The sequence below is a fragment of the Agromyces protaetiae genome (genome assembly GCF_030866785.1).
In the GTDB taxonomy this organism is placed as follows: domain Bacteria; phylum Actinomycetota; class Actinomycetes; order Actinomycetales; family Microbacteriaceae; genus Agromyces; species Agromyces silvae.
In genome coordinates, this window is the sequence record NZ_CP133018.1 from 936,758 (window position 1) to 962,858 (window position 26,101).

The window sequence follows — 26,101 nt, forward strand, 5'->3', positions numbered from 1 at the left end:
CCGCGGCGGGCGTAGCTTCGGCTGCATGAGCTCCACCGACTCCAACCTCACGACCATCACCTCCATCGACTCGATCACGCTCGAGGCCGACGACCCCGAGGCTGCGCAGCGCTTCTACGCCGACGCGTTCGGCCTCGACGGCGCGCGCGTGCGCACGGTCGGGTCGGATGCCACGACCAGCGGATTCCGCGGATTCACCGTGTCGCTCGTCGTCTCGCAGCCCGCGAACGTGCGGGCCCTGTTCGACGCCGCGGTCGCGGCTGGCGCGAGCGTGCTGAAGCCCGTCGAGAAATCGCTCTGGGGCATCGGCGGCGTGGTGCAGGCGCCCGACGGCGCGATCTGGAACCTCGCGACCTCGTCCAAGAAAGACACCGCCCCGGCGAGCCGCGAGTTCGAGAGCATCGTCGTGCTGCTCGCGTCCGACGACGTCTCCGCGAGCAAGGCGTTCTACACGGCTCGCGGACTCAAGGTCGCGAAGAGCTTCGGCAGCTATGTCGACTTCGCGACGCCGGCGAGCCCGATCGGCCTCGGCCTGTACAAGCGGCGTGCGCTCGCGAAGACCTCCGGTGTCGACGAGGCGGGCAGCGGCTCGCACCGGCTGCGCCTGCACAGCGACGGCGGATCGTTCACCGACCCCGACGGTTTCGTCTGGGAGCCCGCGGCCTGATCACCGCGTGCCGGCGTCGCCGCCGCCGCCGTCGGCGTCGCCGCCGACGCGCGAGGTGTCACTCGCGTTGGAGGACGGATTCCGCGACTGAGGACGAACGAGACCGCACTCCGATGCGAAATCCGACCTCCAACGTGCGAGAGCGCGAAGGGTTACGCCGGGTCGTCGGCGGCCGGGGGCGCGGAGCGCCCCGGTGCGGGCGGGATCAGTCCGTGCTTGCGCAACGCGTGCGCGAACGCGAGCCGGGCGGCCACGTACACGATGCCGAAGACCACGGCTCCGATGACGGCCCAGTACAGCAGGATGATGAGCAAGTGCCCTCCGGGGAACGCGAACATGTGCGCCTTTCGTGGTGTCAGGAGCTAGTCGGTCGAGGCGCCCGCCGGGAGGTGCGGGGTCGACGTGTCCGAGAGGCATGCGAGCCAGACCGCTTCGAACTCCGGGTTCCCGGTGAGGCTCGGGTCACCCGGCGAGAGCGAGCCGTCGGGGTTGAGCGTGACCGTCCAGCCGTACTCGGCGACGCACGCGCTCATCGCGGCGTGGACGAGCGCGGCATCGGCGCGGGTCCCCTCGCGCGGGATCTCGGCGGGCTGCACCGAGGCCGACGCATCGGCGTCGGTCCGGATCTCGAGCGTCGCCGTCGAGGACGGCGACGCGTCCGGCTCGCTCGGCGAACTGCACGCGGCCAGCGCGAGCCCCAACCCGCCGCTGATCAGCGCGAGGGCCACGGCGCGGCGGATGTCTCGCCCTAGGCACGTTCGACGAGTGTGCATGCCCCACATCCTGCCCGAGGCATCCGTCATATGAAAGCTCTTGTCCGCTTGCTGCAACGTCGGGGCACCCGCGTTTGACGGACCGCCGGGTTCGTGTTCGGATGGCTAGATGGGAAGCGGACTGGCCTGGCTCGTCGTCGGTGCCGGCTTCGTCGCGTCCATGTGGTCGATGCGGATGCTCCTCGACGCCAATCCCGATCGCTTCATCCCGTACTTCGGCAACCCCGAGCGCCTTCCGCGCTGGTCGCTCGCGCTCCGCGCCATCGGAGCCGGACTGGTGGTGTACGGTGTCGGGACGCTCGCGGCCGACATCGGCATGTGGAGCGTCGCGATCGTGCTGCTCGCCACGCTCCCGCCAGTGGTCTGGATGCATCGGCACAACCGTCGGCTCGAGCAGGACCAGCGTCACGAGACATCCGGCTGAGCGTGCCTGCTCGCCCTCGACCGTGTCGGTCGCGCGTGCCAGGCTGGGCGCATGCCTGAGTCGCCCGAGGTGCAAGCGCTCGCTGACGAGCTCGACGAGCGGCTCGCGGGCCGCGCGGTCCGCGAGGTCGACGTGCTGGAGTTCCGCGTGAACAAGACGCGGGCGCGGCCGATCGGCTCGATCGTCGGCGAACGCGTGCTGGGGGTGAGCCGCCACGGCAAGCTGCTCGACCTGGCGCTCGACGGCTCAGATCACCTCGTCGTCTCGCTCGGGCGCCACGGTTGGGCGCGCTGGGCGGCCGAGACCACCGACGAGGTCGCGTCGGCCGACGACGAGCCGGATGCCTCGGCGCCCGTCACGCTCGCGACCATCGCGTTCGACGAAGGACCCGCCCTCGAGTTCACCGACGCAGGGGACTGGGTCTCGCTCGGCGGCTGGGTCGTCGACGAGCCCACCGACGTCGCGGCCGTCGCGAAGCTCGGGCCCGACCCGGTGTCGCCGCGGTTCTCACGCGCCGAGTTCGACCACGCGTTCGTCGGCCGGCGCAAGCAGGTGAAGGCCGTGCTGCAGGAGCAGGAGTCGCTCGCCGGCATCGGCAACGCCTACTCCGACGAGATCCTGTTCACCGCGCAGATCTCCCCGGTCGCGCACGCGTCGACGCTGTCGGCCGAGGAGCTCGACCGGCTCTTCGACGCCGTCGTCGCCGTGATGCGCGGGGCGACCGAGGCCCGTCACGGCATCCCGATCTCCGACCTCAAGGCGGCGAAGGTCGCCGCGATGCAGGTGCACGGTCGCGCGGGGGAGCCGTGCCCGGTCTGCGGCGGCACCATCCACTCGTTCTCGTTCGCCAGCACCACCGCCGAGTACTGCCCCTCGTGCCAGACCGGCGGCGAGCTGCTGCCGCTCAAGACCGGCTAACGGCTGGCGTCGTCGTCGGCTTCGGTCGCCCGCGCCCGGCCCTCAGAGGCCACGCCCACGGGTGCGCCCACCCCGCCGGCGTGATCGGCCGCGGCCTGCGAGTCGCCGTCGGAGCCGTACTGCTCGTCCGTCTCCTCGATCGAAGGCTGATCGATGTCAGCGGGCAGGCTGGTCGCCGCGTTGTCGTCGGGGCCGGCCTCGCCGGTACCGCCCTGGGCGTTCCCGGTCGGGTTCTGATGGCTCATCTCCCGAGGCTAAGAACCGTGGCGCTGCCGATGGAGGGGGTTGCCTACGGCGAAGGCGGACGGTAGATGGTTCCGCCGCCGGGCTGGAAGGCGAACCACGCCCGTGATCCGCCGGGTTCCGACGCGACGCGGCGCGCGAGCGCCGCGCGCTCCGCGCGTGCGGCTTCGGCCAATGCCCCGAATGCCGCCGAGGCATCCGGATTCGTCGGCGGCTCAGTCGACCGATAACGAAGCTTCCGCGACTGGTCCATCGGGTCGTCCGACCCGCTCGCGTACTCGACCTCGAAGGCCGAGCCGAGCTCGTCGCCCACCCGGGCGGCGAGGCCGGGAAGCTCGGCCGTGAGTCGAGCGGGCAGCTCGGGCGACGGCCATCTCTCGCCAGCGGCGAGTCCCTCGCCGTGCCGTCGGCCCCAGGCGCGGAGCGCATCGGTGAGCGCCGGGCTCAGACGCGCCTCCTCGTACCGCACCGGATAGGGGAACCACAGCACACTGTCGACGTAGTCGTAGAACAGTCGAACGATCTCCTGCTCGTACCGCCAGTAGTCCTCCACGCGGCCGAGCCTACGCCGGTGCCCGCGTTCCCCGCACGCCGCTCCTCACGCCCCGGTCGGGCGTCGGGTCACTGCCGCGGGCGGCGTGGGCGCGGCCGAAACAGTTCGCCCGTGCGGTTGCCTAAGGTGAACGGGCCGCCGACGCCGCCCTGGCCGAGCATCTCGGCCGCGTTGGGCGTCGCCGCCCAGGCGGCCTCGTCGGCGAGCTCCGCATGGCGAGCACGCGCGGCGGTGGCTCGAGCTTCGAATGCCGCCGAGGCATCCGGATTCGTCGCCGGCTGCGACGAACGGTACCGAGCCGGGCGTGACCGCCTCCACGGCAACCGACTTCGACGCGGCGTTGCGTACTCGACCTCGAAGGTCGAGCCGAGTTCGTCGCCGATCCGGGCCGCGAGGGCGGCGAGATCGCCGCTCGGGGCGCGGAGCGCCGCGGCCAGGCCGGGGGAGAACGCGGCCTCTCCGGGCTCGACCGGGTCGGGGAACCAGACCTCGAGTGCGCCGCCGTCATGGACGAGCCGCACGGTCTCGAGTTCGTACCGGGCGTAATCAGCCATGCCGGCAGGCTACGGCCCGCACACCGAACGAAGGCGGGGGTCGCGGCGGGGGCGGATGGTGTGTATATGGGCGGCTCGTCTCCGCTCCGGAACGTCACGGTACGCCTGCGTACCAGTCCGGGGCGCACCGAAGACCCGGCCCCCAGAGGAGACCGGGTCTTCGACCGAATGGGCGTGGCGGGAGCTCCGCCGGGGTCAGCGCTTCGCGACCAGGCGCACACCGGCGACGATCAGCGGCGCGTAGCAGAGCGTCGCCGCGATGACGCCGATCGGACCGCCGAGGACGGCGGGGAGGATCCAAGGCAGGAACGCCAGCGGTGCGACCCACCACGAGATCGCCTTCGCCCGGGCCAGACCGAGCGAGAGGCCCGCGATGCCGAGGATGCCGGCCGCCATGCCCGAGTACTGCCAGATCGCGACGGATCCCTCCTTCGCGGCCGCGTCGATCGCGGCAGCACTCTCGAGGGGCAGGAAGTTGCCCATGCTCACAAGGAACCAGTCCGAGAGCAGCAGCCCCGACATCTGGATCGCCCCGAACGCGAGCACGACGGAGGCGATCGACATCCACACCCGGCCGCGTCGGCCGCGTACGAGGCCGAGCGCGGCGATCGCGCCGAACGCGAGCGCGACCCAGCCGTAGTGCAGGAAGTTGGCGGACGCGAGGCTCAGTGCAGGGTCGGCCGCGAGTGAGGCGATGTACCCCTCGTTGCCGGGAGCCGTCTGCTGCGGCGACGTGAGCATGCCGCCCGCGAACAGCAGGGGCGCAGCGATGAGGCCGAGGCCGCCGAGGCGCTGCAGCCGATTGGGCCGTACGGGGCCGAGTTCGACGCCGCGCTTCGCGCGGGGTGCGTTCGTCGAAGCATCCGTCGTGCTGGCGATCCGCGCCGCGGGAACGGGGGCGCTCTCGCGGGGGCGCGGGGCGGCGACGGGCTCGGCCGCCGAGGTCACCATGCTGGGGTCGAAGAGGTTCATGATCAGGCCTTCCTGTGTGTGGTCGGCCGCTCTTCGGCCGTGATCCCAGATTCCCGGGCCGCCGCCCCGGGCCCACAGTGAGCGGCGTCCCGCGGATGTCCCGACTCCCGCCCGGGACATCCGCCCGCTCGCCCGCCAACCCCGCCCGCGCGGGCGGCAGCCGATGCGCGGGCGGCGTCAGCCGCGCCCGAGCCCCGCGGCGTCAGCCGCGCCCGAGCCCCGCGGCGTCAGCCGCGCCCGAGCCCCGCGTCGCGGGCGCGCACGATCGCCTCGGCGCGGTCGGCGACCTGCAGCTTCGCAAAGATGTTCGACACGTTGTTGCGCACGGTCTTCGGCGACAGGAACAGCGCCTGCGCGATCTGCGGGTTCGACCGCCCGGCCGCGAGCAGGTCGAGCACCTCGCGCTCGCGCGCGGTCAGCTGCGGGAACACCTCGGCCGGCGAGTTCGCCGGGCCCGCGGCGAAGAACGCCGCCACGCGTTGCGCGATCGCGGCGCCGAACACGAGCTCCCCGCCCGCCACGGCCCGGATCGCGCGCAGGATCTCGTGCTGACTCGCCCCCTTCACGAGGTAGCCGCGCGCGCCGGCGCGCATCGCCGCGAACACGGTCTCATCGTCCTCCGACATCGTGAGCACGACGACGGCGAGATGCGGATGCCTCGTCACGAGCTCGCGCGTCGCGGCGATGCCGTCGAGGTTCGGCATCTGCACGTCCATCACGACGACGTCGAGCTCGTGCTCGTCGATCGCGCGCAGCGCCTCCTCGCCGTCGGCGGCGGTGCCGGCGACCGCCACCTCCCCGGTCGAGTCGAGCAGCATCGACAGCCCGTCGCGGTACACGGGGTGATCGTCGACGAGCAGTACGCGGATCGGCTCAGTGTCGGACATCGGCGGGAGCCTCCTCGGCGTCTGGTTCGGCAGCGTCGGTCGTCGTCAGTGCGGATGCCTCGGAGCGGGCGGATGCCTCGGAGCGGGCGGATGCCTCGGCGCTGGCGTCTGCCTCGGGCTCCACGTCGCCCGCCGGGCCGGGAATCGGCAGGAGTGCGACGAGGCGAGTGCCCGCCGCATGCTCCCCGTGCGTCGCGTGGGAAGTCGAAACGTGGGTTGACGGCGTGGAGGGGTGGCTTCCGACCCACGTTCCGACTTCCAACACACCGTCGGCGGTCTGGGGCACGGCCGAGTCGACCGCCGTGAGGGTCAGCGACCCGCCGAGCTCTTCGGCGCGTTCGCGCATCGAGCGCAGCCCGACGCCGCGCGTCGCGTCAGCGGGGATGCCCGCCCCGTCGTCGACGACCTCGACGCGGAGCATCCGTCCGTCCGCCTCCGGCGCAGTATCCGTGCGCGCGTCACCTGCGGCCAGGGCTCGAGGCAGCCGTCCCGCATCGGCGCGCGGCGACTCGACCGACAACGTCACCGACACCCGCGCCGCGCCCGAGTGCGTGCGCGCGTTCGCGAGCGCCTCCGCCGCGATGCGGAACGCGGCGACCTCGGCCGCCGGAGGCAGGTCGCGCGGCAGCGCGGCCGAGACCGACACGGACATCCCGCCGCCGGACAGCCGTTCGCCGAGCTGCTCGACGGCGCGGCCGAGCCCCAGGTCGTCGAGCGCCGGCGGCCGCAGGTCGTGGGCGATACGGCGGATCTCCGCGATGACCTCGGTCTGCTCGTCGATCGCGGCGTCGAGCAGATCGAGCGACCGCGCGGGTTCGCGCGACGCGAGATTGCGCGAGGTCTCGAGCCGGAGCTTCACGCCAGCGAGCAGCGGGCCGAGCCCGTCGTGCAGGTCGCGGCGGAGCCGCGAGCGCTCCGCTTCGCGCGCGAGCACGAGGCGTTCCCGGATCTCCTGCAGCTCGCGGCCGAGCTCGGCGTTGCGGATGGCGGCGGCCGCGAACTGCACGAGGTCGCCGAGCAGGCGCTGATCGCGCGCGGAGACGACCGGGCGGCGGCTCGCGTCCAGCTCGATCCGTCCGATGACCTCGCCCGAGTACTCGATCGGGATGGTCGTGACGTCGGCGACCCGCTCGCCCGCCTCCGCCGCGAGGGTCGCGCCGCCGCCGCCTCCGCCTCCGGCTCCGTCGGCCCCGAGCGCGTCGAGCTCGACGCGCACGAACCGTGCCGCGAACGCCTCCGCGATCGTCTCGGCGAGGGCGCGGATCCGGGACGCCGCGTCGGGCGTTCGTTCGAGCCGTTCCCCGAGCGAGGACACCACGCCGTAGGGGTCCGCGCGGCGCCCGCTCACGAGCCGGCTCGCGAGTGCGAACAGGCGGCCGCGGAGCGGCGCGTAGGCCACGGTGACGGCGATCACCGAGAGCAGCATGGCCACGCGATCGTCGATGGCGCTGCCGATCGCGAGCAGCACGAGCACGTCGACCGCGACGATCGCCGCCACGAGCACCGCGTACACGAGCGTCCACGACAGCAGCCGGTCGATGGCGTACAGCCGGTATCGGGTCACCGCGACGACCACGGATGCGGCGATGAGCCCCTGCGTCACGGCGAGCAGCACGTCGACGATCTGCGTCGGCACGAACGGGAAGATCGCGAGCGCCGCGACGAACACGAGCCCGGACCAGAGCAGCCAGCGCAACTGCGCCCGTGCTTCCGCGGTCGCGCCGAAGCGCCGGCTGACGCAGACGACGAGCGCGAGCACCAGGCTCGCCATCAGGCACGGGCCTGACGCGCCGAGCAGCGCCGCCCACCAGGCATCCGGAATCAGCGGAAGTGACAGCGACCACCCGCCGAACACCTCGAGCAGCTCGGCCCGCGCTGCGTCGTCCTCGACGAGCGCGCCGACCGGCGCGAACACGAACGCGAACGGCATCACGAGGCCGAGCGCGATCGCCACGATCGACACCACACGCCACGCCCCGCCGCGCAGCCGCCCGTCGGGGAACAGCACGAGCAGCAGCGTCACCGGCAGGATCAGCACCGACCCCGCGCGCGTGAAGAACCAGAAGGCGGGCGCCGCCCACCAGGCGTCGCGGTCGGTGTACCAGGCGAGGTTCACGGCCGCCGACGCGAGCCCGTCGATCACCCAGAGCGCACCGAAGCCGGCCAGGACCACCGCGATCGGATGCCACGGCAACCGCCAGAGCAGCAGACACCCGGGGATCAGCAGCGCGACACCCGGCAGCACGCCCGACCAGCCCGCCGACATCGGCGGGTCGGGGTACGCCGGAAGCACCGCGAGGTCGATCGCAATCGCCGCGATCGCGGCCACGGCCGACACGAACGCGATCGCGAGGGTCGCGATGCGGCTCGTGCGGCGCGCGGGTGACATGCGCTCATGTTGGCAGCACGGGTGTCCCGTTGTCACGGGACCACGGTCCCGTCCAGCGGCGATCTCGGGGGTGTCCTCGCGCAGAGGGCCACACTCGGCACGGCTGGACGCGGCGCCGCGTCTCCGCTTCCATGGGCTTATGGCCCCCATCGACCCGACCCTCCTCGAGATCCCTGCCGGCGCCGAAGACGTGACGGTCGTGCGCGCGATCGACGGGCTGAGCTACATCGACCCGGACGACCCGGCGATGCCGTCGTACCGGGTCATCGCGAACAACCGGCAGCCGGTCGCGCTGCGCGACATGATGATCAGGCCCGTACGCACGGGCTACATCGGCGCCGACCAGCCCAAGCCGGACCCGGCGCTCGTTCCGCCCACGGGCGCCGAAGCCGTGCCCGACGTCGACGTGACGGTCGTCTACCTGCCGGTGCGCGACGGGGTCGCACGTGCACAGATCTCCCGGCCGAAGGACGAAGCAGCAGGTGCAGCCCGGCCGCAGTCCGCGGCGCACGAGGCATCCCTCCCCGTGATCCTCTACGTGCACGGCGGCGGCTTCACGGTCGGGTCGAGCGACGACACCGACTATCTGACGCGCCGGCTCGCGCGCGACAACGGCGCGCTCGTGGTGTCGGCCGACTACCGGCTCGCGCCGGAGCATCCGTTTCCGACGCCGCTCGACGACGTCGTCGACGTCTACCGGTTCCTGACGACGGATGCCTCCCGCCTCGGCGGCGATGCGTCCCGCATCGCGGTCGCGGGTGACTCGGCGGGGTCGAACTACGCCGCCGTGATCCCGCTGGTCGCGCGCGAGCGCGGGCTGCCCGCGCCGAGCGCCGTGGTCATGCTGGGCGCGTTCGTGGACTTCGTGCAGGAGCGGTGGGACTCGTTCCAGCGGCTCGCGCCCCGCGGCATCGTGTATGACAGCCCCTTCTTCGGGTTCATCCGCAGCGCGTACCTGCCGACGACGCCGTGGACCGAGCCGCTCGCGAGCCCGATCTACGCCGATCTCTCGGCGTACCCGCCCGCGTATCTCACCGCGGGCACGCACGACCCGATCGTCGACTCGGCGAAGGCGTTCGTCGCGCTGCTCGACGGCCACGAGGTGCCGGCCGTCGGCTACTGGCCCGAGGGCATGCCGCACGGCTACTACTTCTTCCCGGGCGTGCACGCCGAGGGCGACGTCGCGTACGAGCAGGTGCGCGACTTCCTGTCGCAGCACCTCTGATCTCGTGCGGTGCGGCGACCGGCCAACGGATCAGGCGGCGGTCGGCGCGGTGTTCGACAGCGCCGCGCGCACCTCCGCTTCGACGAGCTCGCCGTTGATCGCGGCGCCGGCCATGGAGCCGGCCGACATGGCGTAGGGCACGGAGGAGCGGCCGTCGGTCAGGTTGCCCGCGGCCGACAGGCCGGGCACGCTCGTGCGCCCCATGGCATCGACCTGGACCCAGTCGACCCCGTCGGGTCCGGTGGCGAACTCGGCGCCGAGCGTGCGCAGCAGCGCGTCGTTCGGCACGGGCGTCGCGCTGACGAAGATCACGTCGGCGGCGGTCACGGTGCCGTCGGTGAGGCGGATGCCTCGCAGCGCACCCTGCTCGTCGGCGACCACGGCCTCGACCGCCCGCTCCTCGACCGCGATGCCTCGTGCGTCCAGCCCGGCGCGCGCCTCCGGCGCGAGCTCGATCCCGCCGGATGCGGTCCCGGCGGCGAACACCGTCACGTCGGGTGAGAGCTGCCGCAGGATCTGCGTGGCGTGCACGTACATCGGGTTCGTGATGAGCACCGCGATGCGCCGGTCGCGGTGCTCCCAGCCGTCGCAGTAGGGGCAGAGGAACGCCCCGCGGCCCCACTGCTCGGTGAGCCCCGGCACGTCGGGAAGCTCGTCGCGCAGGCCGGTGGCGAGGAGCATCCGTCTCGCTTCGTGCCGCTCGCCGTCGGCGAGCGTGACCGCGAAGCCGCCCCCGAGACCCTCGCCGCCCCCGGGACCGTCGCCGTCGCCGTCGATGACGGATGCCTCGGCGATCTCGCCCGACCGGATCACGACGCCGTCGTACCGGCCGAGCTCGGCGCGGCCTGCGGCGAGCAGGTCGAGAGGTGAGGTGTGGTCGCGGCCGAGCACGCCGTGCATGTGCCCCGCGAAGCGGTTGCGCGGTGCGCCGCCGTCGACGACCAGCACGCGCCGGCGCATGCGGCCGAGCATGAGTGCGGCGCTGAGTCCGGCGCTGCCGCCGCCGGCGATGATGACGTCCCAGGTGGTCTGCTGCATGGTTCGATGGTGCGCGAGCGTAGGGTGGAACGGCAAGCCGGTTTGCCGGAACAGCAACGAACGGATGCCTCATGACCGACGCCGACACGCCCGCGCCCGACCTCGACCGCATGCTCGACGGCGTCGCGCCGCGCCTGCGCGCCCTGCGCACGCGCCGCGGGCTGACGCTCGCCGACCTGGCCGAGCAGACGGGCATCTCGGTCAGCACGCTCTCGCGGCTCGAGTCCGGTGGGCGGCGGCCGACGCTCGACCTGCTCATCCGCCTCGCGGCCGTGTATCGCGCGAGCCTCGACGACCTGGTCGGCGCCCCGCAGATCGCCGATCCGCGCGTCCATCCGAAGACGATCTACCGCCACGGCCGCGCGATGATCCCGTTGACCCGGAGCAACCCCGACGTGCAGGCGTTCAAGATGGTGCTGCCCGGGCATTCGCCGGAGGAGTCGGTCGAACAGCGCGCCCACGAGGGCTACGACTGGATCTACGTGCTGAGCGGCCGGGTCAGGCTCGCCCTGGGCGACGAGGAGTTCGTGCTCGAGCCGGGTGAGGCGGCCGAGTTCGACACCCGTACGCCGCACGGCACGGCAAGCGCCTCGCTCGAGCCCGCCGAGATCCTGAACCTGCTCACGCCGCAGGGTGAGCGGGTGCACGTGCGGGGGCGGCCGGGCGTCGTGTAGGGTCGTAGTGACCAGAATGCTTGATCTGGTCACTACGGAAGGAGCCGGCGGATGCCGCGACCGCTCGTGCCCGATCGCCGGCGCCGAATCCTCGACGCGGCGCGCGAGCTGATCCTCGAGCAGGGCTGGCCCGAGACGACCGTGGCGCAGCTCGCGACCCGGGCCGGCATCGGCAAGGGTGCGGTCTATCTCGAGTTCGCCGACAAGCCCGCGATCCTCGACGCGGTGCTGCAGCGCAGTCTGCGGGGGCTCACGGCCCAGGTGCACGCACGCGTCGTCGACGCCCCAGGGCTCGTGGATCTGCCCGCACTGTACCGGTTCGGCGTCGAGGCGTTGCTCGACGAGCCGCTCATGCTGGCGCTCTACGTCGGCGACGAGCGCGTGCTCGGCTCGCATGTGCAGGGCGTGGACGACGAGCGATACCTCACGCGCATGGTGTGGCTCGGCGACTACGTGCTGCGGCTGCAGCGCGCGGGCGTCATCGACGCCACGATCGACGCCGACTCGATCGTGCGCGTGCTCAGCGTGTTCACGGTCGGGCTCATCCACGCGCCGGGCCTGCTCGGCGCCGTGAGTCCCGCGCGACTCCGCGAGAGCGTCGAGCTCTTCGCGGATCTCGTCGGCCGTGGGCTCGCCACCGGTCTGCCGGCCGACCCCGACGCGGCCCGCGCCGCGCAACTCACGCTCATCGAGCGCCTCGGTGCACAGCTCGATGCGGCCCCACTCGACGCACCGGAGGACCCGTGATGACCGAACTCTTCGACACGTACACCGACCTGACCGTCGCCGGCGGCCCGGTCCGCCTGTATCGCGGCGGCGACACCGGCCCGCCGCTGCTGCTGCTGCACGGCGCCATGCTCGACACGGCGCAGGGTGTGTGGCGGCGAGCCGCGCAGGATCTCGCCACGGATCACCGCGTGCACGTCATCGACCTGCCCCGGCACGGTGGCAGCCGGCCGTGGCGCGGCGTGCTCGACGATGCCTTCTACGGCCGGTTCCTCGACGCACTGCTCGACGCCCTCGAACTCCCGCGCGTGGCGTTGATCGGTCTCTCGCTCGGTGGCGGGGTGGCCACGAGCTATGCGCTGCGTCGCCCGGAGCGCGTGAGCGCGCTGCTCGCCGTCGGGCCGGGCGGCATCGGCGCGAAACGCCAGGCGCAGTTCCTCACCTGGCTCTTCATGCGCACCCCGGGTGCGTTGCGGTTGACGACGCGGTACCTGGCGCGGCATCCCGAGGCGATCAGGAAGTCGATGACGACGAACCTCGTCGAGGGCGAGCGCACGACCGACTTCGACGACATCCTGAGGCTCGCCACCGAGGAGGCCGTCGCGAAGGAGCGGCACGGCGAGCTCGCGCTCGACGACTGGCAGATCCACTCGTACGGACCCTTCTCGATGCGCCTCGACCTCTTGCCCGACCTGCCGCGCCTGTCGGTGCCGACCCTCTGGGTGCGGGGCGACCGCGACAGGCTCGTCGGACATGCCGAGCTCGCTGCGGCGGCCGCGGCGGCGCCGGGCTCGCGCCTGGTCACCATGGCCGATGCGGGACACATCGTCACCTACGACCAGCCCGACGCGTTCACGCGCCTCGCGCGCGAGTTCTTGACGAGTGCCCTCGATCGCGGCCCGCGGAGCGCTTCGTAGTCCACCTCTCGGGATGCGTCGACGAGTCGGGACCTTGCGGCGACGCAGTACTCTAGCGCTAGAGTAAACGTATGCTGACCGACGCCGAGCTCGCGCTCATGGGCCTGCTCGCCGAGCAACCCAGCCACGGGTACGACCTCGAGCGCATCATCCAAGAGCGCGGTGTGCGCAATTGGACCTCGATCGGTCACTCGTCGATCTACTACCTGCTGCGCAAGCTCGCCGCGCGCGGCCTGCTCGAGGTGCGCGGCCCGAAGCCCGCACCTCGTAGCAGGGCCGTCTATCACCTCACCGAGCAGGGCGAGCGCACCATGCGTCAAGCCGCGCTCGAGGCGATCGCCATGCCGACGCCGCGCCACGATCGCGTGCTCCCCGGCATCGCGGCCACGCCGATGCTCGACCCCGACGTGGCCGTGCGCTCGCTCGGCGTGCGCCGCGCCGCGCTCGAAGCCGACCTCGCCGGCATCGACGCGGCGCGCCGCGCGCTCGGTGAGCCGCCCGCCCCCGCCGAGATGTTGTTCGACTACGGCGACAGCATGATCCGCGCCGAGCTCGCGTGGATCGAGCGGACCATCGAGGCGGTACGCGGCGAGGCGGTACGCGGCGAGGCGGTGCGCGGCGAGGCGGTGCGCGGCGAGGCAGGCGACGCCGAGGCATCCGCATCTCTTGGAACGACCCGACCCGAAGGAGCCCCGATGTCCGTCATGAAACCGGCGACCGGCGAGAAATACGACGTCAAGCGCGTGCACAAGGCGCTCTACGCCCCGTCCGCGAAGGACTTCGTCCTCGTCGACGTGCCGCCCATGCGCTACCTCGCCGTCGACGGGCACGGCGACCCGAACACCGAGCCCGCCTACGCGCGCGCCGTCGAGGCGTTGTACGGCACGGCGTACACGCTGAAGTTCCGCAGCAAGAAGGAGCTGGGCCGCGACCTCGCGGTCGCGCCGCTCGAGGGGCTGTGGCGGGCGGATGACCCGGCCGCGTTCGCCGCCCGCGACAAGCGCGCCTGGAGCTGGACGATGCTCATCGCGCAGCCCGACTGGATCGACGAGTCGCTCGTGGCGGAGGCCGTCACGGCGGTGCGCGCCAAGGCGAAGGGCGAGGCCGCGAACCCCGCGCTCGACCTGGTGCGGCTCGTCGAGCTGCACGAGGGGCGGTCGGCGCAGATCCTGCACGTCGGCTCGTACGACGACGAGACGCCGACGCTCGCGCGCCTGCACGACGAGTGGATGCCGCAGCACGGCCTCACGTTCAACGGCGACCACCACGAGATCTACCTCAGCGACCCCCGCCGCACCGCACCCGAGAAGCTCAAGACGATCCTGCGCCAGCCCGTCCGCGACGCCTGACTTCGACACCCGACGGGCGCATCCCCGGGCGAACCGGGGTACGGTCGAGTATGGGTGGGAAGGCACGTTCCGGAACCGCCGGCCGCTGGCGACTGCGCAGTCGGTCGAAGCGGTCGCACGACGACCTGCCAGCTTGGACGGTCGCGCTCGCCGAAGGCGAGGACGAGGGCTTCTTCGGCCCCGGCAGCGCGGTCTGGGCGGTGAACGGGTCGCTGCCGACGCTCGTCGCGGGGATCCGCGCGCTCCTCTTGCAGACCCTGCATCCGGGCGCGATGGCGGGCGTGCACGACTGGTCGCGCTACCACGAGGACCCGCTCGGCCGGCTCGACGGCACCATCCGATGGGTCGCGACGACGACGTTCGGCGACCGGAAGGCCGCGACCGCGGCATCCGCGCATGTCGCGCGGCTGCACGAGCGGGTGGCCGGCACCTACACGGATGCCTCGGGCGCGGAGCGCCCCTACTCCGCGAGCGATCAAGAGCTCCTGCGCTGGGTGCATGACGCCTTCACGGAGGCGTTCCTCGGCGCGCACGAGGTGTGGGGCGGGCCCATCCCCGGCGGCCCTGACGCCTACGTGCGCGAATGGGCGCAGGCCGGACGACTCATGGGTGTGGACGATCCGCCGACGAGCGTCGCCGATCTGCACGCCGAGCTCGCCGGGTTCCTCGCCGAGGCGAAGGTCGACGACCGCGTGCTGCAGGCCGTGCGGTGGCTGCGTCGCCCGGGACTCCCCGGGCTGACGGGGTTCGCGTATCCGATCCTGTTCGGTGGCGCGGTCGCGTCGCTGCCCCGGAGCATCCGCACCTTGCTCGGTCTGCGCCGCCCCTGGTGGCCGGCGATCACGCTCACCCGGCTCGCCCTCGCGATCGCGGCGCGCGTGCTCGGATCCGACTCGCCCAGCGAGCGCAACGCCCGAGCCCGCATCGCCCGCCTCGAGGCGCAGCAGGGCTTCGGCCGCGCCGCGTGACCCCGAGGCCGCCTGCCCGCCCTACGACTCCCGCGCGCGTCAGCGTCGCGACAGCAGCGAGGTCACCCGCAGGCGGCCCGAGTGGATCCAGACGTCCGAGTACTCGACCGGGCGGTCGTCGGCGAGGTATGTGACCTGCTCGAGGTACTGCACGGGCGAGCCCGGGTCGAGGTGGAGCAGGCCGGCCACGTCGCCGTCAGCCGCCTCGGCACTGAACGTGCGGCGCGCGGTCGCGATCTTGAGCCCGTACGCGCCCTCGAGGGTGCCGAACAGGCTCGCCTCGGCGAAATCGACGCCCTCGATGCCCGGCGCGAAATCGGTGCGCACGTAGTTGTAGAGCAAAACGACGGGCCCCTGCTCGGTCGAACGAAGCCGCACGAGCTCGAGCACCTTGCCGCCGGGCGGCACCTCGAGCAGGGCCGAGACCGGCTTCGGCGGGTCGATGAGCCGGCATTCGAGCACCGTGGTGCTGGTGACGACGCCCTGGTTGGCGAAGTCCTCCGAGAGGGTGCTGAGTTTCTGCGCGATCGCGGGTTCGATGGTCGTCGACGTGACGAACGTGCCCTTGCCGCGGATCTGCCTGAGCAGCCCCTCCTCGATGAGGGTCGTGAGCGCGCGACGCAGCGTGCCGCGGCTGACGCCGAGTTCGGCGGCGAGCTCGGGCTCGCTCTTCAGCCGGTAGTGCGCCGGCCACTCTCCGGACGCGATCCGCCCCCGGATGCTTCCCGAGATCTGCGCGTGGATCGCGACGGGCAGGCCGCGCTGGATTCCGGCGGTGCCGGCCTGCGTCGATTCGTCCACGTGTGCTCCCATTGCTCGTATCTGGATACCATCGCCCCGGTTCCGGCTCAACTCTCCCGCATCAACGGGGAATCGGGCCGGAACCGGAGCGAACGGCGTCCGGCGGTCAGTAGCTGACGGTGTTCTCGTCGCCGGTGTCGGTGATGATCGAGATGCCGGCGCTCGTGCCGAGCAGCACCGCCCCCGCACCGAGCAGCTCGAGCGCCTGCCGGTAGGACTTGATCGAACCCGAGGCCTTGACCTGCACGCCCTCGCGGGCACGTTCGACCAGGTAGCGGACGCTCGCCGGGTTCGCCGTCTCGATCTGGCCGCTGCTGGCGTTCTTGAGGAACGCCGCGCCCGCCTCCTGTGCGAGCTCGACCGCGGTCTCCTTCTCGGCGTCGGTGAGCAACGGCAGCTCGAGCATCACCTTGACCGGGATGCCCGAGGCGCGGACGACGCCTGCGATGTCCTCGCGGAACTCGTCGTACATGCCGCTCTTCAGCCAACCGAGCTGCACGCCGATGTCGAGCTGCGTCGCGCCGAGCCGGGCGATCTCGGCGGCCTCGGCCGCCTTGCCCGCGCTGGTCATCACGCCGACGGTGGGGAAGTCGAGCGCCGACGCGATGCCGATGCCGGTGCCGGCGAGCTCGGCGGCCACGAGCGGCACCCAGGACGCGGGGACCATCGCGGCGTTGAAGCCGTGCTCGACGGTCTCCTTCACATGGGCGAGCATCTCGTCACGGGTCGTGCCGACCTCGATCTTGGTGTGCTGGATGTAGGGCGCGAGCTCGGCCGGCGACAGGGTGCGCGCCGGGTCGAGAGTGGTGTCGGTCACGGATGGTGCCTTTCTTCGGTGGTGGTCGTGAAATTCAGAGCTTGGATTGGCCGGTCAGAGCTTCGACCGGCCGGTCAGAGCTTCGACTGGCCGGTCAGAGCTTCGACTGGTAGTAGTCGGGCGCGATCACGCCGTCGCCGCCGAACCACTTGGGCACGTCGACGCCGCAGAACAGGCCGATGTTGCCCCAGGGCTCGAATGCGCCGGTGCGGACGATGACCTTCGCCTGGTGGGCGAGCTCACCGAGCATGTCGGCGTGGGTGCGGGTCGTGAACTCGGCGTCGCCGAACCGCTCCCGCAGCCACTCGTCGAGGCGCGGGTTGTTCGAGACCACGTCGTCGGCGCGCACGACGCCCTCGACGACGAGCTCGTCGTCGATCAGGCCGAGCACGGTGCGGAGATCAGGCAGGTTCTCGGCGATCGCGAGGTCGACGCGGTGTGCGTCGCGGGGGATCGGGAAGCCTGCGTCGACGACCATGATGAGGTCGGTGTGGCCGAGCGTCGCGAGGGCGCCGCTCAGTTCGGCGTTCAGGATGCCGGTGCGCTTCATGGGAAGGTCCTTTCGTTCCGGATGTCTGGTGAGACCTGGCAGGCGGATGCCTCGGGCAGGGCGCCTGCGGTCAGACGATGGCCGGCTCGGCGCCGGTCGCGAGCGTCATGATCGATTCCTCGGTCGCCTCGGCGGTGTCGACGATCCCGGCGAGCCGGCCCTGGCTGAGCACCGCGATGCGGTCGGTTACGGTGAGCAGCTCGGGCAGGTCGGACGACGAGCACACGATCGCGACGCCGCGACCGGCGAGCTCGAACAGCCGCTCGTAGATCTCGGCCTTCGCACCCACGTCGACGCCGCGCGTCGGCTCGTCGAGGATGAGCACCCCGGGGTCGATCGAGAGCCAGCGGGCGAGCAGTGCCTTCTGCTGGTTGCCGCCGGACAGGTTCGTGATGGGCTGGTCGATGCTCGCGGTCTTGACCCGCAGCCGAGCGGCGAGCTCGCCGGTCTCCCGGTCGAACGCGCGTCGCCGCACGAGCCCGAGGCGCGTGAAGCCCCTGGCGACGAGCACGCCGATGTTCTCACCGACGCTCATGGTCGTGAGCAGCCCTTGCGCGCGGCGTTCGCCGGGCAGGAAGGCGAGCTTGCGCTCGACGCTCGCGATCGGCGAGCGACGCTCGTACGCCTGGCCGAGCACCTCGACCCGGCCGCCGGTGCCGCGTGCGGAACCGAACACATTGTCGAGCAGCTCGACGCGCCCCGAGTCGGGGAGCCCGGCGATGCCGAGGATCTCACCCGGGCGCACCTCGAACGAGATGTCCTCGTGGCGACGGCCGGAGAGGCCGTCGAGCACGAGTGCGGGCGAGTCATCCGCTCGCGACGCGTCCGACAGCTCGGCACGTGCCGTGAACCGGTCGAGCTCGCGGCCGACCATCGCGGCGACCGCCCGCTCGGGCGTGACCTCGTCGCGCCGCCATGAGCCGACGTGGCGGCCATCGCGGAGCACCTCGATCTGGTCGCACAGGGCGAACACCTCGGGCATGCGGTGCGACACGTAGATCATGGTCGTGCCGCCCTGCTTGAGCTTCGCCATGAGCGTGAAGAGGCGGTCGGCCTCGGCGGGGGTGAGCATGGCCGTCGGCTCGTCGAGGATGAGCACGCGGCAGCCGCGGGCGATCGAGCGGGCCACGACGATGAGCTGCTGCGTCGCGAGGTCGAGCGAGCGCACGATGGTGTCGGGCGCGATCGCCAGGTCGAGCTCGGCGAGGAGCTCGGAGGCCCGACGGAGCATCCGTCGCTTGGATGGGAACAGCCGGTTGCCGGGCTCGATGCCGGCCAGGATGTTCTCGGCCACCGTGCGATCCGGCAGGAGCGACAGCTCCTGCGGCACGATCGCGACGCTGTGCTTGGAGAGGACGGTGTTCGGGTCGTAGGAGGTGATCTCCTCGCCGAAGACCGCGATGCTCCCGCCGCTCGGCGGCTGCAGCCCGGCGAGGATCTTCAGGAGCGTCGACTTGCCCGCCCCGTTCTCGCCGAGCAGGGCCGTGACCTCGCCGGCCGGGACGTCGAACGAGACGTCCTGGAGCGCGGTGACCGGGCCGAAGTTGCGGCCCAGGCCGCGGATCGCGACCGCGATCTCACGAGTGCCGTCGAGCGGCGGGAGCGTGGTCATCAGCCCTCCACCGTGGCTTCCGCGAGGTTGTCCTTGGTGATGAACTGCGCGCCCGTGTCGACGCCCTCGATCTCGACGCCGTCGGCGAGGAAGTCGACCAGCACCTTGACCGCCTGGTAGCCCTGCTCGGCCGGGTTCTGGCTGATCGTGAAGGTCACGACGTCGTTCGCGACGAACTCGGCGGTCTGCGGCAGCAGGTCGAAGCCGACCATGGTGATCTGGCCCGTGTTGCCCGACTGCTGCACCCACTGCGCGGCCGCGGTCGTCGAGCAGCAGTCGAGGCCGGCGATGGCGACGACGCCGGACTGCCCGGCCATGGTCGACTCGACCGTGTTGTAGGCGGCGTTCGGCTCATTGCCGACGTTCACCGGCCCGACGATCTCGAGGTCGGTGCCCGAGAGCCCCTCCTCGAAGCCGCCGAAGCGGTCGTGCGACCAGCCGGCGCCCGTGTCGAGCGAGAAGACGACGACCTTGCCGGTCGCGCCGTCGCCGAGCGTCGCGGCGAGCTCCTCGGCCTGCGCCTGGCCCGAGGCCTTCAGATCCTGGCCGACGAAGCCCATCTGCTCCGAGTCGGGGTTGTCGGTGTTGAACGAGATGATCGGGATGCCGGCCTCATACGCCTGGGCGATGATCGGCTTGAGCGCGTCGCTCGACGCCGACGAGACGGCGAGACCGTCGACCGCCTGCTGCTGGATGAGCGTCTGCAGCTCGGCGACCTGCTTGGCGGCGTCGCCGCCCGTCGGGCCGATCAGCTGCACGTCAGCGCCGAACTCCTCGCCCGCGCGCTCCATGCCCTCGCTGATCGGCGTGGCGAACGCGAGCGACGGGTCGTGGTAACTGAGCTTGATGCGCAGCGGCTCGCCGCTGTCGACGCGCTCCTGGATGTAGTCGGCGAGCTGGAACTCGCCGCCGGCCGCCGTGGCGTCGCTGCCCGACGTGATGGCGCCGCACCCCGAGAGGGCGAGCGCGCCCGCTGCGGCGAGGGCGACGGCCGCCATGAGGCGACGGGTGGTGGTGAGGAATGACATCGGTACTCCTTTGTTGTCCGATTGCAGGGGTGGTGCGGGGTTGAACGTCGGCGCCGGTGAGGCTCAGGCCTTCGTCTTGCGTTTGCGCTGCCAGGTGTCGGCCGCGACCGCGGCGACGATCACGAGGCCCGTGACGACGGTCTGCCAGAACGACGAGATGCCGTTGATGTTGAGGATGTTCTGCAGCAGGCCGATGAACGCGACGCCGATGATGGTGCCCCACATCGTGCCGGAGCCGCCGAAGAGCGCCGCGCCGCCGATGATGACGGCCGAGATCACCGTGAGCTCGAGGCCGGTGCCGGTCACCCCCTGGACGTAGGAGAGGAACGACAGGCCGAGGACGCCGGCGACCGCGGCCGTGAGGCCTGAGAGCACGAAGGCCGTGAGCTTCACCTTCTTGACGTCGATGCCCACCAGGCGCGCGGCCTCCTGGTTGCCGCCGACGGCGTAGGTGTTGAACCCGAGCCGCGAACGGGAGAGCAGGATGACGCCGATCGCGGCGATGACCGCGAAGATGATCAGCTGCATGGGGACGACCCCGAAGAGGCGGCCCTGACCGAGCAGCGTGAACTCGGCCACGCCGGGCTGGCTCGCGCTCAGCGAGATCGGCGCGCCGTCGGAGATCAGCAGGGTGACACCGCGGAACACGCTGAGACTGCCCAGGGTGACGATGAAGCTCGGCACTCCGAGCAGGACGACCGCGAGGCCGTTGAGCAGGCCGGCGACGACGCCCACGCCGAGCCCGATGACGACCGCGAGCGGCCACGCGAGCCCGGCGGCGATCGCCATGCCGGTCGAGATCGCGGCCAGCGCGTAGATCGACCCGACGGAGAGGTCGATCTCGCCGTTCACGATGACGAACGTCGCACCGATCGCCATGATGCCGATCTGCGAGATCTGCTGGCCGACCGACAGCAGGTTGCCGGTCTGCAGGAAGCTCGGCGAGAGCACCGAACCGAGGATGAACAGCAGCACGAGCGCGGCGAACACGCCGGCCTCGCGGGCGTGCAGCAGCTTCCGGAGGTCGAAGCCGGCGCGGCGGACGGGCACGGCAGAGGTGGCGGTCGTGGTCATCGGGTGGCTCCGGTCTGGGTGGCGCTCACGGTCGTGAGCTGATCGGGGGTGGGGAGGGCGGGGATCACGCCGGCGATGGTGACGGCGTGCGCTCCTGCGCGGGCGGCGTAGGCGGCGGCCTCGGCGAGCGTGCGCCCCTCGGCGAGGGAGACCGCGAGCGCCGCGGTGAACGAGTCGCCGGCGCCCGTCGTGTCGACGACGTGCTCGACGACGACGGGTGCGACCTCGGTGAGGCCCGTCTCGTCGGCGATGAGCGCGCCGGCGCTGCCGCGGGTGAGGACGATGCTCGCGTCGGTGCGGCCCTTCAGCTGCGCGATGAGCGCGGCGTCGTCGAGGCCGTGGCCGGCGTCGAGCCCGAGCAGGATGGGCGCCTCCGTCTGGTTCGGGGTGAGCACGTCGATGAGCGGCCAGGCGTCGTCGGGCAGCGGGTACGCCGGTGCGGGGTTGAGCAGCGTGCGGGTGCCGCTCTCGCGGGCGACCCGGAGTGCCGCGACGACCGCCGTCATCGGGATCTCCATGGAGACCACGAGCAGGTCGGCCGCGGCGATCTCGTCGCGGAACGCCTCGACGGCGCGCTCGTCGAGCAGGTCGAGTGCGCCGGGCGCGATCGCGATGCGGTTCTCGCCCGACGGCTCGACGAGGATGAAGCCGACCATGGTCGCGGCTTCGGCGGTGACCAGCGTCTTGGCCGCGTCGACGCCCTCGTCCTGCCAGAGCCGCGCCGCTGCGCGGCCGTAGTCGTCGTCGCCAACGGCCGTGAGGAAGCTCACATCGGCGCCGAGGCGTGCGGCGGCGATGGCCTGGTTCGATCCCTTGCCGCCGGGGCCCTCGGCGAACTGCCCGTTCGAGACCGTCTCTCCGGGCTCGGGGGAGTGTGGGACGCGCATCGTCAGCCCGACGCCGTAGCTTCCAACCACCGCGATCTTCATCGATTCACCGTTACTTCGTTGTACGTGGAGTTGTATGTGGACAACTATGTACAAGTGAGTATGAACACGGACTGCTCTGCTGTCAAATCACATCCTCCGGGTCTGGGTGTGTCGTTCACCGGCGAGACATGTGCGGGTCATCGGCGGGTCGTCTCCGGGTCGGGCACCGCGCATAGCGTGCTGACGCCCCCGACCGACCACGCACGAAGGTTCTCCACGCATGCGCCTGCCCCAACACACCCGCGAACGGCGCGTGACGCGCGTCGCCGCGCTCGCCGTCGCCGCCGCGATCGCGACCGGCGGACTCGCCGCCGCCCCCACGGCCGTCGCGCCGGCCCTCGCCGCGCCCGACACGCGCGGCCTCGACCTCACGGGCGGCGACTCGAGCCTGCTCACGGCCGACACCGAGACGCTCGCGCCCGGGCTCGAGCTCACGGACTTCCGCCGGCTGCAGCCCGCAGGCTGGGTGACCGGCCACGTCATGCGCGCCGACCTGACGACCCCGACCCTCTCGCTCGACGTGCTCGACGGCGGCACGGTGACGGGCGGAGCGACGTTGACCGAGCAGATCGCGGACACGGGCGCGGTCGCGGCGGTCAACGGCGACTACTTCGACATGAACGCCTCGGTCGCCCCGGTCGGCACGAACGTGTCGCCGAGCGAGGGACTGCGCACCGCGAGCGGCGGGCCGCGCCAGGCGTTCACGATCACCGACGGCATCGCCGCGGTGCAACAGCTGCTGGTCCAGGGCACGGTCACGATCGCGGGCAGCCCGACCCCGCTCGGCGGTGTGAACACGCCAGGCCTCGCGGCGAACGCGATCGGCTGGTACACGCCAGCGTGGGGCACGCACCCGCTCAGCCGCCCGCTCGGCGGCCCGGGCGCGCTCGCGAGCCAGGTCGCGATGGCGGTCGTGCAAGACGGCGTCGTGCAGTCCGTCACGACCGACCCCGCGGCGATCTCCGCGGATGCCGCGATCGCCGGCGGCACGGGCGTGCTGATCGGCCGCGAGGCGGGCGCCACGACGCTCGCCGCGCTGACCCCGGGCGACGCCGTCGACGTGGTCGTCGGCACGAGCGCCGACGTCGATCTCGCGGTCAGCGGCTCGCAGCGCATGATCGTCGACGGTGTGCAGACCGACGAGGACCAGGTCGAGGCCGCGCGCACCGCGATCGGCGTGAACCGCGACGGCACCGAGATCACGGTCGTCTCGATCGACGGCCGCGCGACCGACAGCCGCGGCATGACGATCCGCGAGCTCGGTGACCTCATGCTCGACCTCGGCGTGCACAACGCCGTGAACCTCGACGGCGGCGGCTCGACCATGCTCGCCGCGCGTCGCGCGGGCACGACCGAGGCGCAGATCGCGAACCGTCCGTCGGACGGATCCGAGCGCGTGGTCGCCAACAGCCTCGCCTTCTTCTCGAGCGCGCCGGCGGGCGCGGTGACGGATGTCTCGGTCGCGCCCGCGTCGGGCGCTGCGAACGCCGACGCGGTCTTCCCGCGTCTGGGCCGCACGATCGCGGGCACCGGCCTCGACGCGAACCTCACGGGTGTGGCCGTCGACGGCCAATTCGTCGCCGATGCGGCGCTCGAGCTCGCGCTCGACCTCGACCCGGCGGATGCTGCGCCGAGCAGCGGTGCGACGGTGCGCGCGGTGGGCGTGACATCCGGTCGCGGTGGCGTGACCTTCACCGCCGAAGGCAAGTCGGCCACGACCGGGTTGCGCGTGCTCGGCGAGCTCGCCCGGATCCGGCCGAGCAGCACGGTCGTCGCGCTGCCCGAGCCGGGGCAGACCGCGCGGGTGACCCTCTCGGGCCTCGATGCCGACGGCTTCGACGCGCCGCTCGAGACGCAGGACGTGCAGGTCGTGAGCGGCGCCGACGTGACCGTGACCGCCGACGGCCGCGACCGGTTCCTGATCACGCCGAACACCGAGAGCGGCTCGGCCACCGTGACCTTCACGGCCGACGGCCGCAGCGTCGACGTGGCCGTGACGATCGGCTACCGCAGCCTGTCTGTCGCCGACTTCGCCGACGGCACGTCGTGGGCCACCGCGGCCGACCGCGCCACGGGCACGATGACCCCGTCGACCGGCCCGAACGGCGAGCCCGCGCTGCGCATGTCCTACGACTTCGCGTCGAGCACGGGCACGCGCGGGTACTACGCGGTCGCGCCCGAGATGGCGACCGCGGGCAGCCTCGGCCGGCAGCTCGAGGGGCAGCCGCAGGCGCTCACGCTGTGGATCAACGGTGACGGCAGCGGCGTGTGGCCGCGCATCCAGATGAAGAACGGCGCGGGCACGACGATCAACCTCGACGGGCCGAACGTGACCTGGACCGGCTGGCAGCAGGCGAGGTTCACGGTGCCGGCCGGCACGCCGTACCCCCTGCACCTGCAGCGCATCCGCATGCTCGAGACGCGCTCGGCCGTGAGCTACCAGGGCCAGGTCGAGATCGCGGGCCTCGAGTCGATCGTGGCGCCCGACGTCGACCAGCCGGTCGCGCCGGTCGTGCACGACCCGGTGATCGTGACCAACGGCACGGTCGACTCCCGTGCACAGCGCATCGCGGTGATGAGCGACTCGCAGTTCGTCGCGCGCAGCCCCGAGAGCGACGCCGTGCAGGGCGCGCGGCAGACGCTGCGTGAGATCCTCGCGGCCGAGCCCGACCTGCTCGTCATCAACGGCGACTTCGTCGACGAGGCGACGCCGGCCGACTACGAGCTCGCGCAGCGCATCCTCGACGAGGAGATCGGCGACCGGCTGCCGTACGTGTACGTCCCCGGCAACCACGAGATCATGGGCGGGCCGATCGCGAACTTCGAGGCCGCCTTCGGCGACACCACGACCGCGTCGACGCTCGGCCGGACGAAGCTCGTCACCCTGAACACGGCGGCCGGGTCGTTCCGCGCGTCGGAGGCGTCCCAGCTCGCGTTCCTCGAGGACGAGCTGGCGGATGCCTCGGCGGACTCGTCGATCACTGGCGTGCTGGTCTTCGCACACCACCCCATCGACGACCCGCAGCCCGCGAAGGCGAGCCAGCTCTCCGACCGTACGGAGGCCGCCGCCTTCGGCGACGCGCTCGCCGGGTTCCGGGCCGACACGGGCAAGTCGATCGCGCTCGTGAACGCCCACGTCGGGGTGTTCCACGCGACCGCGTTCGACGGGGTCTCGCAGCTCACCAATGGCAACTCGGGCAAGAGCCCGTCGGGCACGCCCGCGACCGGCGGGTTCACCGGCTGGACCATGCTCGGCGTGAACCCGGGCACCGGCGTGGTCGGTACCGACCCGGTCACCGTGCTCGACCGTACCCGCTGGATGCAGGCCGAGGTGCACGCCCGCGTCGACGACCTCACGCTCGACGCGCCCACGATCCTCGAGGTCGGCGAGACCGTGCCGGTGTCGGCGACGATCACGCAGGACGGCGGCCGCGAGGTGCCGGTCGCGTGGCCGATGAGCGCGAGCTGGGGCGGCGACGGCGTGGCGGTCGACGACGGCGCGCTGGCGCGTCTCGAGCGCGCGGTCGCCGCGACCGACACGCTCCGCCTCAACCCCGAGACCGGCGAGCTCACGGCCCTGGCCGCGGGCGAGGCATCCCTCGCCGTGACCGTGAACGGCGTGACCGAGACCGTCGACGTGACGGTCGCGGCCGCACCAGTCGACCCGACGGACCCGGGCACCGGCCCGACCGACCCGGGCACCGACCCGACGGACCCGGGCACCGGCCCGACCGGCCCGGGCACGCAGCCCGGCCCGGGCCAGGGCGCCGACCCCGCGGGCACCGGCGGAGACGCCGCGTCGGGCGACCTCGCCGACACCGGGTTCGACAACGGATGGCTCGTGTGGGTCGCCGTGGGCCTCGTCGTCGTCGGCGGCGTGGTCGCCGCGATCGTCGTGATCCGGCGTCACCGTCAGGAGAAGACCACCGCCGCGGAGTGACGAGCCCCGCGACGCAAGCGACCCCGTCGCCCCACCTCACGGCCGGCCGGCGGGGTCGCTCCGTCCCACGTCC

At 72.2% G+C, this 26,101-nt stretch carries 26 protein-coding genes; 10 read left to right on the top strand and 16 right to left on the bottom strand.

Annotated features, from left to right (window positions below; all coding sequences use genetic code 11):
• Window positions 1–25 precede the first annotated feature (25 nt).
• Entirely contained in the window at window positions 26–667 is a 642-nt protein-coding gene (locus QU602_RS04365; protein ID WP_308798978.1) for a VOC family protein, read from the top strand.
• Window positions 668–819: 152 nt separating this feature from the next.
• Here QU602_RS04365 and QU602_RS04370 read toward each other — a convergent pair whose 3' ends face one another.
• The gene (locus QU602_RS04370) at window positions 820–1,005 is read right to left on the bottom strand and encodes a hypothetical protein (RefSeq protein ID WP_308798979.1); all 186 of its coding nucleotides are present in this window, start codon (window positions 1,003–1,005) and stop codon (window positions 820–822) included.
• 24 nt (window positions 1,006–1,029) lie between these two features.
• Window positions 1,030–1,440, bottom strand: coding sequence for a hypothetical protein (locus QU602_RS04375; RefSeq protein WP_308798980.1), 411 nt, complete (start codon window positions 1,438–1,440; stop codon window positions 1,030–1,032).
• 109 nt (window positions 1,441–1,549) lie between these two features.
• Here QU602_RS04375 and QU602_RS04380 point away from each other — a divergent pair, with 109 nt between their 5' ends.
• Window positions 1,550–1,864 (top strand): hypothetical protein, encoded by a 315-nt coding sequence (locus tag QU602_RS04380; RefSeq protein ID WP_308798981.1) that lies wholly within the window; start codon window positions 1,550–1,552, stop codon window positions 1,862–1,864.
• A gap of 51 nt (window positions 1,865–1,915) precedes the next feature.
• Window positions 1,916–2,782 carry an Fpg/Nei family DNA glycosylase gene (locus tag QU602_RS04385; protein WP_308798983.1) on the top strand — a complete coding sequence of 289 codons (867 nt, stop codon included), beginning with the start codon at window positions 1,916–1,918 and terminating at the stop codon, window positions 2,780–2,782.
• Here QU602_RS04385 and QU602_RS04390 read toward each other — a convergent pair.
• From QU602_RS04390 to QU602_RS04415, 6 genes are all read right to left on the bottom strand, one after another.
• The gene (locus QU602_RS04390) at window positions 2,779–3,027 is read right to left on the bottom strand and encodes a hypothetical protein (RefSeq protein ID WP_308798984.1); all 249 of its coding nucleotides are present in this window, start codon (window positions 3,025–3,027) and stop codon (window positions 2,779–2,781) included. The two genes, QU602_RS04385 and QU602_RS04390, sit on opposite strands and share 4 nt — an antisense overlap.
• Before the next feature lie 44 nt (window positions 3,028–3,071).
• Window positions 3,072–3,578: a hypothetical protein gene (locus QU602_RS04395; RefSeq protein WP_308798985.1), complete on the bottom strand. Its 507-nt coding sequence runs from the start codon at window positions 3,576–3,578 to the stop codon at window positions 3,072–3,074.
• Window positions 3,579–3,646: 68 nt separating this feature from the next.
• Entirely contained in the window at window positions 3,647–4,132 is a 486-nt protein-coding gene (locus tag QU602_RS04400) for a hypothetical protein (RefSeq protein ID WP_308798986.1), read from the bottom strand.
• Between the two features lie 195 nt (window positions 4,133–4,327).
• On the bottom strand, window positions 4,328–5,104 hold the full coding sequence (locus QU602_RS04405; RefSeq protein ID WP_308798987.1) for a hypothetical protein: 777 nt from the start codon (window positions 5,102–5,104) through the stop codon (window positions 4,328–4,330).
• A 227-nt stretch (window positions 5,105–5,331) separates the two neighbouring features.
• Window positions 5,332–5,991: a response regulator transcription factor gene (locus QU602_RS04410; protein WP_308798988.1), complete on the bottom strand. Its 660-nt coding sequence runs from the start codon at window positions 5,989–5,991 to the stop codon at window positions 5,332–5,334.
• Entirely contained in the window at window positions 5,978–8,380 is a 2,403-nt protein-coding gene (locus tag QU602_RS04415; protein ID WP_308798989.1) for a sensor histidine kinase, read from the bottom strand. The genes QU602_RS04410 and QU602_RS04415 overlap by 14 nt, the downstream gene beginning before the upstream one ends.
• A 139-nt stretch (window positions 8,381–8,519) precedes the next feature.
• Between QU602_RS04415 and QU602_RS04420 the strand changes: the two genes are divergently transcribed.
• Window positions 8,520–9,605: an alpha/beta hydrolase gene (locus QU602_RS04420; RefSeq protein ID WP_308798990.1), complete on the top strand. Its 1,086-nt coding sequence runs from the start codon at window positions 8,520–8,522 to the stop codon at window positions 9,603–9,605.
• A gap of 30 nt (window positions 9,606–9,635) precedes the next feature.
• On the opposite strand, the gene QU602_RS04425 is transcribed toward QU602_RS04420, so the two are convergent.
• Window positions 9,636–10,643 carry an NAD(P)/FAD-dependent oxidoreductase gene (locus QU602_RS04425; RefSeq protein WP_308798992.1) on the bottom strand — a complete coding sequence of 336 codons (1,008 nt, stop codon included), beginning with the start codon at window positions 10,641–10,643 and terminating at the stop codon, window positions 9,636–9,638.
• Between the two features lie 71 nt (window positions 10,644–10,714).
• Between QU602_RS04425 and QU602_RS04430 the strand changes: the two genes are divergently transcribed.
• From QU602_RS04430 to QU602_RS04450, 5 genes are all read left to right on the top strand, one after another.
• Window positions 10,715–11,317 carry a helix-turn-helix domain-containing protein gene (locus QU602_RS04430; RefSeq protein ID WP_308798993.1) on the top strand — a complete coding sequence of 201 codons (603 nt, stop codon included), beginning with the start codon at window positions 10,715–10,717 and terminating at the stop codon, window positions 11,315–11,317.
• Window positions 11,318–11,368: 51 nt separating this feature from the next.
• Window positions 11,369–12,064 carry a TetR/AcrR family transcriptional regulator gene (locus tag QU602_RS04435; RefSeq protein WP_308798995.1) on the top strand — a complete coding sequence of 232 codons (696 nt, stop codon included), beginning with the start codon at window positions 11,369–11,371 and terminating at the stop codon, window positions 12,062–12,064.
• Window positions 12,064–12,960, top strand: coding sequence for an alpha/beta fold hydrolase (locus QU602_RS04440; protein ID WP_308798996.1), 897 nt, complete (start codon window positions 12,064–12,066; stop codon window positions 12,958–12,960). Before QU602_RS04435 ends, QU602_RS04440 begins: the two co-directional genes overlap by 1 nt.
• A 71-nt stretch (window positions 12,961–13,031) precedes the next feature.
• Window positions 13,032–14,309, top strand: a complete 1,278-nt coding sequence (locus QU602_RS04445; protein WP_308798997.1) for a GyrI-like domain-containing protein — start codon at window positions 13,032–13,034, stop codon at window positions 14,307–14,309.
• Between the two features lie 50 nt (window positions 14,310–14,359).
• Entirely contained in the window at window positions 14,360–15,277 is a 918-nt protein-coding gene (locus QU602_RS04450; RefSeq protein ID WP_308798998.1) for an oxygenase MpaB family protein, read from the top strand.
• Window positions 15,278–15,316: 39 nt separating this feature from the next.
• Here the strand turns inward: QU602_RS04450 and QU602_RS04455 are convergent, their stop codons facing one another.
• From QU602_RS04455 to QU602_RS04485, 7 genes are all read right to left on the bottom strand, one after another.
• The gene (locus tag QU602_RS04455) at window positions 15,317–16,078 is read right to left on the bottom strand and encodes a GntR family transcriptional regulator (protein ID WP_308798999.1); all 762 of its coding nucleotides are present in this window, start codon (window positions 16,076–16,078) and stop codon (window positions 15,317–15,319) included.
• Between the two features lie 106 nt (window positions 16,079–16,184).
• Window positions 16,185–16,895 (bottom strand): deoxyribose-phosphate aldolase, encoded by a 711-nt coding sequence (gene deoC, locus QU602_RS04460; protein ID WP_308799000.1) that lies wholly within the window; start codon window positions 16,893–16,895, stop codon window positions 16,185–16,187.
• A 94-nt stretch (window positions 16,896–16,989) separates the two neighbouring features.
• The gene (gene rbsD / locus QU602_RS04465; RefSeq protein ID WP_308799002.1) at window positions 16,990–17,445 is read right to left on the bottom strand and encodes a D-ribose pyranase; all 456 of its coding nucleotides are present in this window, start codon (window positions 17,443–17,445) and stop codon (window positions 16,990–16,992) included.
• Window positions 17,446–17,515: 70 nt separating this feature from the next.
• Window positions 17,516–19,057, bottom strand: a complete 1,542-nt coding sequence (locus QU602_RS04470) for a sugar ABC transporter ATP-binding protein (RefSeq protein ID WP_308799003.1) — start codon at window positions 19,055–19,057, stop codon at window positions 17,516–17,518.
• Window positions 19,057–20,085, bottom strand: a complete 1,029-nt coding sequence (locus QU602_RS04475) for a sugar ABC transporter substrate-binding protein (RefSeq protein ID WP_308799004.1) — start codon at window positions 20,083–20,085, stop codon at window positions 19,057–19,059. The genes QU602_RS04470 and QU602_RS04475 overlap by 1 nt, the downstream gene beginning before the upstream one ends.
• A gap of 63 nt (window positions 20,086–20,148) precedes the next feature.
• Window positions 20,149–21,159: an ABC transporter permease gene (locus tag QU602_RS04480; RefSeq protein WP_308799005.1), complete on the bottom strand. Its 1,011-nt coding sequence runs from the start codon at window positions 21,157–21,159 to the stop codon at window positions 20,149–20,151.
• Window positions 21,156–22,088 (bottom strand): ribokinase, encoded by a 933-nt coding sequence (locus tag QU602_RS04485; protein WP_308799006.1) that lies wholly within the window; start codon window positions 22,086–22,088, stop codon window positions 21,156–21,158. The genes QU602_RS04480 and QU602_RS04485 overlap by 4 nt, the downstream gene beginning before the upstream one ends.
• 220 nt (window positions 22,089–22,308) lie before the next feature.
• Here QU602_RS04485 and QU602_RS04490 point away from each other — a divergent pair, with 220 nt between their 5' ends.
• Window positions 22,309–26,028 (top strand): phosphodiester glycosidase family protein, encoded by a 3,720-nt coding sequence (locus QU602_RS04490; RefSeq protein WP_308799007.1) that lies wholly within the window; start codon window positions 22,309–22,311, stop codon window positions 26,026–26,028.
• The last annotated feature ends 73 nt before the right edge of the window (window positions 26,029–26,101 follow it).